This is a genomic window from Aquimarina litoralis (assembly GCF_039523995.1).
Lineage (GTDB): Bacteria > Bacteroidota > Bacteroidia > Flavobacteriales > Flavobacteriaceae > Aquimarina > Aquimarina litoralis.
In genome coordinates this window covers 156,911-168,168 of sequence record NZ_BAAAGE010000004.1, presented here as the reverse complement: position 1 = coordinate 168,168, position 11,258 = coordinate 156,911, and the positions used below count along the sequence as shown (strand labels likewise).

Here is an 11,258-nt window from a genome sequence, read left to right as displayed (position 1 = left end):
GACAAACTATGCCAAATAAAATATTTTATATTTCCATTTTAGTATGCTTTGTATGTATCACTTTTTCTTGTTCTAAACAGGAAATACTTAGTACGTCGGAAAAAGAATGGCTTGCCGAACAAACTTCTGTAAATGTGGCAGTATACCCATACTACCCGCCTTATCAATTTATAAACAAAAAAGATAGTATTGATGGTATTTTAGTCGACTATTTTAATCTGATTGAAAATAAAATCAATTATAAATTTCAAAAAAAATATTACTCCAATTGGAGTCTTTTATTGAACGACGTTAAAACAAAAAAAATTGATGTTATTCTCGAAATGCAAGAAACTGAAACAAGAGAAGAATACTTAAACTTTTACACTAAGTTTTTTGAAACTCCCTTTGTTTTGGTGACTAGAAAAGAAGTGGATAGCGGGCTACATTTCTCAGAGTTTCTCAACAAAAAAGTTGCTGTCCCAAAAGGGTATTCTATTGACGATTATCTAAAGGAAAACTACCCAAATCTAATGATTAATAATTATTCTGATGATATTGAATGCCTACGTAGTGTTCAAACAGGAATGTCAGATGCATATATTGGAGGAAGAGCGGTAGTAAATTATCTTATTAAATCTGAAGGACTTAATGACCTAAAAGTTGTTAATAAAATAGATTTTAGTTATATACCTAGTATTGCTGTGCGTAAAGAAGAAAAAATTCTCAACAGCATCATCTCAAAAGCTTCAAAAGCTATTTCCAACGAAGAAAAGCAGGCAATATTAGATAATTGGCTATTTGATATGGTTAAACCATTTTACAAAAAGCCAAAATTTTGGATTATTTTTTCACTAATTTTCACATTAGTGCTATTAGGTGTCGTTTCAATATATTTTTATTTACAATTTAAAATAAAACAAAAGACAAAAGAACTTAGAATTGCAAAAGAGGAAGCAGAAGAGAGTAATCGAATAAAAACTAATTTTATTCAAAACATCTCACATGAAATTAGAACACCGATGAATGGTATCATGGGATTCTCTGAATTACTAAAATCAGATACATTAACCGAAGAAGAAAGAAGAGAGTATACCGATATTATTATAGAAAGTGGAAAAGATCTAATTGCTTCAGTGGATGACATATTGGAAATTTCAGTCTTAGAAACAAAACAAAGCAAAGTAAAGTTCTCGAAAACAGATTTAAAAGAATTATTAGAACGGATAATTGCTGAATACACAGATAAGGCTAAAGAAAAAAATCTAGAGATTTATTTCAAAAATGAAATAAATCCAGGGGAAAATATCATTCTTACAGACCAACCAAAGTTATATAAGATCATAAGTAATCTAGTAGATAACAGCATTAAATTTACCAGTACCGGATCCATAACAATATTTTCTTATATTGTAGAAAATTTTGTTACCATATCGATTAAAGATACCGGCATCGGAATTAAACAAAAAGACCAAGACATTATTTTTAAGAGTTTCTCTCAATCCGAAAAGGAAATTTCTAAAAATTTTGGAGGTTTAGGCTTAGGCCTGGCAATAGCAAAAGAATATACAGATTTAATTGGAGGGAAAATTTCGTTTTCTAGCAAAGAAAATGAAGGTAGTTCCTTTATATTAAAAATACCATTTACCCCAGATTCAATGCTGAACAATTTAGAACCGACAACTACTAATTCACAAGAAAGAACATTGCAAAAACATGTAGTACTTATTGCAGAAGATGGAGAAATCAATTTCCTATTTTTGAGAACTATTTTAACCAAAATGATTGATTTTGAATTCGTTATTTATAGAGCCAAAAATGGTCAGGAAGCAGTAGAGATCTGCGAAAAAAACGACAAAATTGATTTGGTGTTAATGGATATAAAAATGCCCATTATGGATGGATATGATGCTACCAAACAGATCAAAAAATTAAGACCAGAATTACCAGTTATCGCACAAACTGCCTATTCCACTGAAGAAGATATTGAGAGAGCATTAGCCGCAGGATGTGATGATTTTTTAGCTAAACCCGTAGATCGAAAAATATTACGTCCTATTTTGGATAAATACATTTCCATTTTTAAGAAATAGAACTCTTAATGACTTCTATCGACCATCAATACAATGGATTTATTAGTAGTAAACCACTATGGAACGGTGATTCTCTTTTTGGATTATCTCAATTAGATTTAAAAAATTTCGAATGTGTTATAAAAAAATCAACAGACATTAAAATTAGAGATAATGAAGTTTTAGGAAAAAGAATCGAACATTTCTTTGAATACTATATAAACTCATCTAAAGACTATCAACTACTCGTAAAAAACCTACAAATATTTAAGGATAAAATTACCATTGGAGAACTAGACTTTGTTATTGAAGACTTTTCTAAAAAATGTCTTTTGCATATAGAATTAGTATATAAGTTCTATCTCTATGATCCTCAAAGAAGCGAAAATGAATTAGAACGATGGATTGGTCCTAATCAAAAAGACAGCCTATTAGAAAAAATCACAAAATTAAAGCATAAACAATTTCCTCTACTCTACCAGTCTGAAACGATTAAAGCCTTACAAAAACTAGACATTTCTACGGATACAATAAAACAAAGAGTCTCTTTTTTTGGTCAGTTATTTATTCCTTTATCCTTTCAAAACAAAATTTTACCCGAAATTAATAATGATTGTATTTCTGGTTTCTGGATACATTGGCATGATTTCAATTCAGAAAAATATCACCATTATCTATACTATATTCCTTCAAAAAAAGATTGGGTTACAAACCCAAAAGATCATAGAATTTGGCATTCCTACAATACAATTCACGAGTCTTTAGAAGTACAACTCTCGAAAAAAAAATCTCCATTACTTTGGATAAAAAGTAATGAAGATTCTTATGACAAATGTTTTATTGTTTGGTGGTAAAAGAAGATCTAAAGATCATTTATATAACTTCCGTACAAGTCTCTGAATCTAAAACCTTCGGACAATCTATATTTACTCAATTTTTTATGCTCTACCAGTCCCCATAATAGGAACTCCTTCATAAAATAGCTGTCTTTTTTATCGATATCTTCCTGATACTTATTCAGAAGATCATTAAGTGGTTTTATAGCATCTAACTTTTCGATATATTCTGCCTCTGGTATTTCATCCAACAGTTCAAAGCCACTTTCCTCAAAAAACCAGTCAATTAATTCCTGATAAGGACTTGTTTCACTTTCTTTTTCAAGACGTTCTATTTTAGGAAAATAATCTGGGAACAATGATTTAATTGCATCCGAAATTAGCGTAAGTGCTACAGAAGCAGCACCTTCTTGTTCTCCTTCATATACCAATTCTACTTTACCAGTAATAGCGGGAACTACTCCCATAAAATCGCTTAATCGTAATAATGTTTGATCATCACCAGATTTTAGTGCTCTATACTCTGCCGTACTCAATAAATTCTCAAAAGCAGTAATACTCATTCTGGCACTAACACCACTTTTGGCGTCAATAAACTCGCTTTCTCTCGCCTCAAAACTAATCTGTTCTAATAAATCTTTAGCTAGCTCAGGAACATGAACTAAACTACTTTGTCTAGAATCTAACTGAGCTTCTTGCTGTGTAATAGTCTTTGCAATCGCTACAGACTCTGGATAATGTGTAAGAATTTGAGAACCTATTCTATCTTTTAGCGGAGTAACGATACTTCCTCTATTAGTATAATCTTCTGGATTTGCGGTAAATACAAATTGCATATCTAGCGGAAGACGTAACTTAAAACCTCTTATTTGGATATCGCCTTCTTGTAAAATATTAAATAAAGCTACCTGTATACGAGCTTGTAAATCTGGTAATTCATTAATCACAAAAATACAGCGATTCGCCCTTGGAATCATCCCAAAATGTATCACCCTATCATCTGCATAGCTCAATTTTAAATTCGCCGCTTTTATAGGATCCACATCTCCAATAATATCTGCTACTGTTACATCTGGAGTAGCTAATTTTTCAGCAAAACGATCATCTCTATGAATCCAAGATATTGGAGTATCCCCTGCTTTTTCTTTAATAAGGTTAATCGCATATCTAGATATTGGATGTAAAGGATCATCGTTAATTTCTGATCCTTCTACAATAGGAATCCACTCATCTAATAAGTTCACCATTTGCCTAGCTAAACGTGTTTTAGCCTGTCCACGCAATCCTAATAGATTGATATTATGTCGAGATAATATAGCTCTTTCCAATTCTGGAATTACGGTATTTTCATAACCATGAATTCCGGTAAATGTAGTTTGATTGTTACTAATTTTTTCTCTAAGATTATCTCGTAATTCGTCTTTTATACTTTTACTTTTATATCCTGATGCTTCTAATTGTTCTAAAGTCTTTACGCTTTTAATGTCCATATTTTCTTTTTCGGAAGTATTATAAACTCTATATTTTTTTATCCTTTAATTCTTTTTTTTCTATTCGTTTCGTAGTCCTCAAAAATCATCTCTCCTAACCCCTTTAAACCGGTATAAAAAGCTTTTCCTTGGTTTGCATAGGTAAACTCTCTTACGAATTGCATTAAATAAGGATCTTGGGCAATCATAAAAGTAGTGATTGGTATGTGTAATTTTCTTGCTTGCTGCGCCATCACATAACATTTATTGACAATATTTCGGTCTAAACCATTACTATTTTTGTAATACTGACCATCCGGAAGCCTTAAACAACTAGGTTTACCGTCGGTGATCATAAAAATCTGTTTATTGGTGTTTCGCTTTCGTCTCAGCATATCCATTGCCAATTGAAGACCTGCAACGGTATTGGTGTGATAAGGACCAACTTGTAGATATGGCAAATCTTTAATCGCTATTGGCCAGGCATCATTTCCAAAAACAAGAATATCTAAGGTATCTTTAGGATACCTCGTTGTTATTAGTTCTGCTAAAGCCATTGCTACTTTTTTAGCAGGAGTAATTCTATCTTCTCCATACAAAATCATACTATGGCTAATATCAATCATCAATACGGTACTCATCTGAGCTTTAAACTGAGTTTCTTCAACTACCAAATCATCTTCGGTAAGATGTAAATCACCAATACCATGATTAATTTGGGCATTTTTTAAACTCTCAGTAATAGAGATCCTTTCTAGTGCATCTCCATATTGATAATTTCTATACTCACCAGCATGCTCATCACCTCTTCCCGTATATTTAGTTCGATGATTTCCGGATCCACTACGTTTTAAATTACCAAAAATTTGATCTAATGCTCTTTTTCGAATTGCACGTTCCGTTTTTGCCGTAATGGACATTCCTCCTTTTCCATCTGGCTTAATTTCTTCTCTGATATAACCTTTTTTCTTAAGGTCTTCTACAAAATCATCTAAAGTATAATCCTCACTAGTAAGTTGATACTCTTTATCTAATTCTTTCATCCAGTCTAGCGCTTCATCAAGATCACCCGAAGTATGAGTTATTATTTCCTGAAAAATGTCGAAAAGTTTTTCGAATGGAGACTGTTCTGGAGCTTCATAATGTCTAAAAGCAAAACCTTTTTTAAAAATTCCCTTTTTCTCTTTCATTATATAAATTTAGTATATTTTACAAAAGATACCGCCCCAACTAGTATGGAATCACACAGAATTAACAAATGTTTTGGAATTGTTTCTATTGGGTACCCTTTTTTTATTTGAACAGGCTATCAAAACAATTCTTATATTTAACTTAGTATGATGAATGACGGCTAATTCTTAGATCTAAGATTTTAATTTAAAAAACACAAATTATTTATTCATTCACCTTATTTAAAACATGTTTATGAAGTTAAAACTACTTATTCTTCTTGGTATTTTAATGTGTTCTTGTGCTTCAGAAAACCCTTTAGACACTATTTTACAATCTGAATCTCCCAAGATATCAAGTGTGATCAATAAGCTCGAAAAACATGAAGTTCAAATTTTATATACTCAGATTGATCGAAATTCAAAAAACGAAGTTTCCTTTACCGAATATGAGTTTAATGTTTCGGACAGCACCTATTTTTATCCGGCAAGTTCCGTTAAATTTCCAATAGCCGTAATGGCATTAGAAAAGCTAAACAAGTTAAAGGATAATGGGATTCCTATTGATAGAAAAACAAAGTATAGTGCGAATCAAGGAAACTTATATTCATCTATTGAAAATGATATTATTCAAATTTTTTCTGTGAGTGATAATGCTGCTTATAATCGTTTATTTGAGTTTTTAGGACAAGACTACATTAATCAAAACTTAGTCTCAAAAGAAATATCCGGGAGAATTTCTCACAGATTATCTACGAGCAACGCAGATGCTTCCAAGACGCAACCGATTATTTTCAAAAAACGTATCACAGATAGTCTGACTATTTATAGTCAAGAAATTATATTTAATAGTACACCTTCAAAATTGGATTTAATAAACATCTCCAAAGGAAAAGGTTATTATGAAAACGACTCTCTTATAAAACAACCCAAAGATTTTTCTAAGAAGAACTATCTTCCGATAAAGTCTTTACACGAGCTAATGAAAAGAGTTCAGTTTCCCGAAGTGTATGACAAAAAAAAATCATTTAATATTTCCGAAACTGATCATCGTTTCCTTCTAAAAACGATGAAACTATTACCTTATGAATCTGGTTATGATAAAACCAAATATTATGACGGTTATGTGAAGTTTTTTATGTTTGGAGATACCAAAGATGACATTCCGCAGCATATTGAGATCTATAATAAAGTAGGATATGCGTATGGATATCTAACAGATTGCGCCTACATTAAGGATTCAAAAAACAATATAGAATTTTTATTATCTGCTACCATTCATGTGAATGAAAATGAAATTTTCAATGATGATCAATACGAATACGATGAAATTGGAATTCCATTCTTAGCAGAATTGGGTAGAAAAATATATACACTAGAATTAGAAAGAAAAAAGTAATACAACATCCTTATCTTTTTTGACAATTATTCAAAAAAAGAATTAATTATTTGTCATAAATGATATTTTTTAAGATTTTACAATCATTTTTTAACAAAATTATATATTTAATCGAACATAAAAGAGTTAAATTTATAATCACCCTTACGTTAAGAACGTCAACACATAAGTACAAAATAACAACAACAGTATGGTTACACATTTTATAATCCAGTAATCACATACTATTATTATAGTATATGATTCTTAAAACTCATTACATATGAAAAAACATATACTATTCTTCTTTTTATTTTCTTGCACATTTATATATCCAAATGATTTTTTAAATAGATTGGATTGTTCCTTTTTAACAGAAGTTCAGAAAGACAGAAAACTTTCTGATGAAGAAGTAAAACAGCGTGGATTAGATGTATTAGCTACAGAAGTTATCGAAAAAATTGAAGAGGTTGATTTGCGTAAGATGGCAAGATCAGCAATTTTTGAAACCTCCTATGGATTTCGATGGAAAATGATAAATCTACATACAGGAAACATTATCATTGTTAAAGTAAACAGGGATTTTGAATTGATATCTGCTCGGAATAGCAAGAAAGCTAAAATTATGATACCGTAATAATTACATAAGCATTTCCTTTACACTGTTGTAATCTTCTATATATTCCCAATAAATTATTCTATCAAAAGCATACTTGATGAGGATATATTTTTCGCTAACGGATAATATTCTATCTACAGAAACTATTTTTTGGGATGGAATCTCTACTGTTACTTCTTCTGTGATTTCTTGATTTCTTGCATCAAATCCGTGTACAATGATATGATTATGTAAAGTAAGTTCAATAAATTTCATAAATACATTTTATACTCCAAAGGTATCGCTTTTTCACCTTAACACCCCTTTAAGAATTTCGCATTGTCATTTTCTTAACTTTAGCTTTTCAATTTTATAATCAATCAAAAATGTTAAAAAGATATTTTCTTTTAACGCTCCCAAAATACGACAGCTCTAATCATTCTAATAGAAAGATTGTCCGATCTAATGGAAATATTCTTCTATTAACATAACGCATAGAATTTTAAAACAATTTCAATTTAATTAACTCTCTACACTAAAATGAAAAAATTACTATTTCTACTATCTATAATTCTGGTTTCCGGGATGTATGCCCAAGATTTTTCGATGGATTATGTTAAAAAAGTTCATCCTAGAAACATAGGTCCTGGTGGAATGAGTGGTCGGGTTACCTCTATAGATGTAGTTGTTTCGGATCCTGATATTATTTATGCTGGTACCGCTTCTGGTGGTTTATGGAAATCTACATCTGGTGGAATTAAATGGGATCCAATTTTTGATAACGAGGCTACTGCCTCCATAGGTGCTATTGCAATCCAGCAATCTAATCCATCTGTAGTTTGGGTAGGAACTGGTGAAGGAAATCCTAGAAACAGTCTTAATGGTGGGTATGGAATCTATAAATCATTAGATGGTGGAAAAAATTGGAAATTAATGGGATTAGAAAAAACTCGACATATTCATAGAGTTATTGTTGATCCTACCGATCCTAATACCGTTTATGTAGCAGCTATAGGTTCTCCTTGGGGAGAACATCCTGAAAGAGGCATTTTTAAAACTATGGATGGTGGACTAAGCTGGAAAAAAATCCTTTTTGCAAATAATAAAACTGGTGCCGCAGATTTGGTAATGGATCCAACGAATCCAAATAAACTTATCGCGGCTTTATGGGAACACAAAAGAGACCCTTGGTTTTTTAAATCTGGAGGAGAAGGTTCTGGTTTATACATTACCCATGATGGTGGAAAAACATGGAAAGAACGAACTGACAAAGATGGTTTGCCAAAAGGAGATTTAGGAAGAATGGGGATAGCAATTGCTAGAAACAAACCAAATATTATTTATGCATTAATCGAAGCAAAGAAAAATGCCCTGTACAAATCTGAAAACGGAGGTTTTAATTGGAAAAAGGTAAATGATAAAAACGATATAGGTAATAGACCATTTTATTATTCTGAAATATATGTAGATCCACAAAACGAAAATAGAGTGTATTCTATTTTTACGTATGTAAATGTATCAGAAGATGGAGGAAAGAATTTCACTCAATTAATGCCTGCTTATGGTGTTGATAATGGAGTACATCCAGATCATCATGCTTGGTGGATTCATCCTGAAGATGGTAATTTTATGATTGATGGAAATGATGGAGGTTTAAATATTACAAAAGATGGTGGAAAAAACTGGAGATTTATTGGCAATCTTCCTGTTGCTCAATTTTACCATATCAATGTAGATAATGAATATCCTTACAATGTTTATGGTGGAATGCAAGACAATGGAAGTTGGAGAGGACCAGCTTATGTATGGAAAGCACAAGGAATAAGAAATTCTTATTGGCAAGAAATATCATTTGGTGATGGATTTGATGTAGTACCAGATAAAGACGATTCTAGATACGGATGGTCCATGAGTCAACAAGGATTTGTAAGTCGCTATGATTGGATAACAGGAAATAATTATACTGTGAAACCTACACACCCAGATCCAGAAGTTAAGTTACGATTTAATTGGAATTCTGCTATCAATATTGATCCGTTTGATAATAGTACTATCTATTTTGGGAGTCAATTTGTACACAAAAGTACTGACAAAGGGCTTACTTGGGAAGTTATATCTCCTGATCTATCGACCAACAATCCTGAAAAACTAAAACAAGCAGAAAGCGGTGGACTAACCATGGATGCTACCGGAGCAGAGAACCATTGTACCGTTTTGGTTATAGAACCTTCTCCGCTAGAACAAAATATGCTGTGGGCTGCTACCGATGATGGTAGAGTACATATAACTAGAAATGGAGGAACAAATTGGACAGATATTTCTAGTAATATCAAAGGATTGCCTACTGGAAGCTGGATCGTACAGATCAAAGCATCTAACAAGAAAAAAGGAGAAGCGCTATTAGTCGCTAATGACTACCGAAGATTTAATTATACTCCGTATGCCTATAGAACGGTTGATTATGGTAAAACATGGCAACGAATTGTTGATAGTAATGACGTAAAAAGTTATGCACTATGTATTGTAGAAGATCCTGTAGAGAAAAATTTACTTTTCTTAGGAACAGATGACGGATTATATATTTCGGTAGATGCTGGAAATAAATGGACAAAATGGACGTCTGGATTCCCTACTGTATCGGTAAAAGATTTAGTAATTCAACCTAGAGAACATGATTTAGTAATAGGAACTTTTGGTAGAGCTGCATGGGTGTTAGATGATATTAGGCCATTAAGAACCATTGCTAAAAACAAAAACATCCTTACCCAAAAATTACAATTATTCGAACCACCAACAGCATACCAAGCGGCATATCAGCAACCAACAGGAAGTCGTTTCGGTGGGGATGCATTATTTAATGGTGAAAATCGTGATGGTGGAGCTCATATTTCATTTTTTGTAACCGTAGAACAAAAGAAAGCGTCTAAGGATAAAAAAGAAGATGAGAAAGAGGATGAGAAAGAAGAAGAGGACGAAAAAGAAGAGAATAAAGTGAAATGGGATTCTGTACATTTAAAAATTTATAACGGAGATAAGCTTATTCGAACGCTTAAAAGAAAGACTCCAGACTCTACCGGTATTCACAAAATGAGATGGTTTATGGATGAAAAAGGTGTACAACGCCCTTCTAGAAAAATCCAAAAACAAAAAAGAGAGCCAGGAGGTGTTGGTGTAAAACCAGGAATTTACAAATTGGTTATGGAATATGGTGATCAAAAATCTGAAACCAATATCACGGTAAAATCTGATCCAAGATTACAAGTTTCTCAAAAGAATATTAATGAAATATATGCAGCTTCAAAAGAACTAGAAAGTATGCAAAAAACAGCTGCAGATGCCGTAAAGCAATTAGTAGAAAGTAAAGAAATTGCTACAAAATATCAGAAAGAACTTAAAAAACTAGATAAAGAGAAGTTTAAAGATCAAATAAAATCTTCCAAAGAAATCACGAAGAAAATAGATTCTGTGATTGCTATTTATTTAGGTAAAGAAGATAAAAGACAAGGAATTACTCGAAATCCAGAAGTAACTGTAATGCAGCGAATGGGTACCGCAGGATGGTACACAGGCAGTAGACAAAATGGATTGACAACAACCGAAAAAACACTGATGAAGCATGCAAAAGATGCTCTTACTGATGCGGTTAATAAAACCAACACCTTCTTTAAAGATGAATGGTTACCATACCAACAGGCAATTGAAAAATTAGACACTTCTCCTTTTAAGGAAATAAAGACTTTCACAATCAATTAAAACG

The 11,258-nt window shown here is 32.0% G+C and carries 8 protein-coding genes; 5 read left to right on the top strand and 3 right to left on the bottom strand.

Features of this window, described 5'->3' with window-relative positions:
• Nucleotides 1-8: 8 nt before the first annotated feature.
• Both ABD077_RS19765 and ABD077_RS19760 read left to right on the top strand, forming a co-directional pair.
• Nucleotides 9-2,072: a response regulator gene (locus ABD077_RS19765; protein ID WP_343913965.1), complete on the top strand. Its 2,064-nt coding sequence runs from the start codon at nt 9-11 to the stop codon at nt 2,070-2,072.
• Nucleotides 2,073-2,080: 8 nt separating this feature from the next.
• Entirely contained in the window at nt 2,081-2,905 is an 825-nt protein-coding gene (locus tag ABD077_RS19760) for a DUF1853 family protein (protein ID WP_343913964.1), read from the top strand.
• Nucleotides 2,906-2,913: 8 nt separating this feature from the next.
• On the opposite strand, the gene ABD077_RS19755 is transcribed toward ABD077_RS19760, so the two are convergent.
• Both ABD077_RS19755 and ABD077_RS19750 read right to left on the bottom strand, forming a co-directional pair.
• Nucleotides 2,914-4,377, bottom strand: coding sequence for a magnesium chelatase (locus tag ABD077_RS19755; protein WP_343913963.1), 1,464 nt, complete (start codon nt 4,375-4,377; stop codon nt 2,914-2,916).
• A 38-nt stretch (nt 4,378-4,415) separates the two neighbouring features.
• Nucleotides 4,416-5,546, bottom strand: a complete 1,131-nt coding sequence (locus ABD077_RS19750) for a vWA domain-containing protein (protein ID WP_299607695.1) — start codon at nt 5,544-5,546, stop codon at nt 4,416-4,418.
• A 235-nt stretch (nt 5,547-5,781) separates the two neighbouring features.
• Here ABD077_RS19750 and ABD077_RS19745 point away from each other — a divergent pair, with 235 nt between their 5' ends.
• A complete protein-coding gene (locus ABD077_RS19745) occupies nt 5,782-6,924 on the top strand; it encodes a serine hydrolase (protein ID WP_343913962.1) in 1,143 nt (380 codons plus the stop codon).
• Nucleotides 6,925-7,186: 262 nt separating this feature from the next.
• Nucleotides 7,187-7,540, top strand: a complete 354-nt coding sequence (locus ABD077_RS19740; protein ID WP_343913961.1) for a hypothetical protein — start codon at nt 7,187-7,189, stop codon at nt 7,538-7,540.
• Between the two features lie 3 nt (nt 7,541-7,543).
• On the opposite strand, the gene ABD077_RS19735 is transcribed toward ABD077_RS19740, so the two are convergent.
• Nucleotides 7,544-7,777 carry a hypothetical protein gene (locus tag ABD077_RS19735; protein WP_343913960.1) on the bottom strand — a complete coding sequence of 78 codons (234 nt, stop codon included), beginning with the start codon at nt 7,775-7,777 and terminating at the stop codon, nt 7,544-7,546.
• Between the two features lie 264 nt (nt 7,778-8,041).
• On the opposite strand from ABD077_RS19735, the gene ABD077_RS19730 reads away from it, so the two are divergent.
• Nucleotides 8,042-11,254, top strand: coding sequence for a WD40/YVTN/BNR-like repeat-containing protein (locus tag ABD077_RS19730; RefSeq protein ID WP_343913959.1), 3,213 nt, complete (start codon nt 8,042-8,044; stop codon nt 11,252-11,254).
• Nucleotides 11,255-11,258 lie beyond the last annotated feature (4 nt).

What these genes read in the sequence shown, in the direction of transcription:
- ABD077_RS19760 (WP_343913964.1), top strand. Translation starts at nt 2,081, where the DNA reads ATGACTTCTATCGACCATCAATACAATGGATTTATTAGTAGTAAACCA.
- ABD077_RS19735 (WP_343913960.1), bottom strand. Translation starts at nt 7,777, where the DNA reads ATGAAATTTATTGAACTTACTTTACATAATCATATCATTGTACACGGA.
- ABD077_RS19740 (WP_343913961.1), top strand. Translation starts at nt 7,187, where the DNA reads ATGAAAAAACATATACTATTCTTCTTTTTATTTTCTTGCACATTTATA.
- ABD077_RS19750 (WP_299607695.1), bottom strand. Translation starts at nt 5,546, where the DNA reads ATGAAAGAGAAAAAGGGAATTTTTAAAAAAGGTTTTGCTTTTAGACAT.
- ABD077_RS19765 (WP_343913965.1), top strand. Translation starts at nt 9, where the DNA reads ATGCCAAATAAAATATTTTATATTTCCATTTTAGTATGCTTTGTATGT.
- ABD077_RS19755 (WP_343913963.1), bottom strand. Translation starts at nt 4,377, where the DNA reads ATGGACATTAAAAGCGTAAAGACTTTAGAACAATTAGAAGCATCAGGA.
- ABD077_RS19745 (WP_343913962.1), top strand. Translation starts at nt 5,782, where the DNA reads ATGAAGTTAAAACTACTTATTCTTCTTGGTATTTTAATGTGTTCTTGT.
- ABD077_RS19730 (WP_343913959.1), top strand. Translation starts at nt 8,042, where the DNA reads ATGAAAAAATTACTATTTCTACTATCTATAATTCTGGTTTCCGGGATG.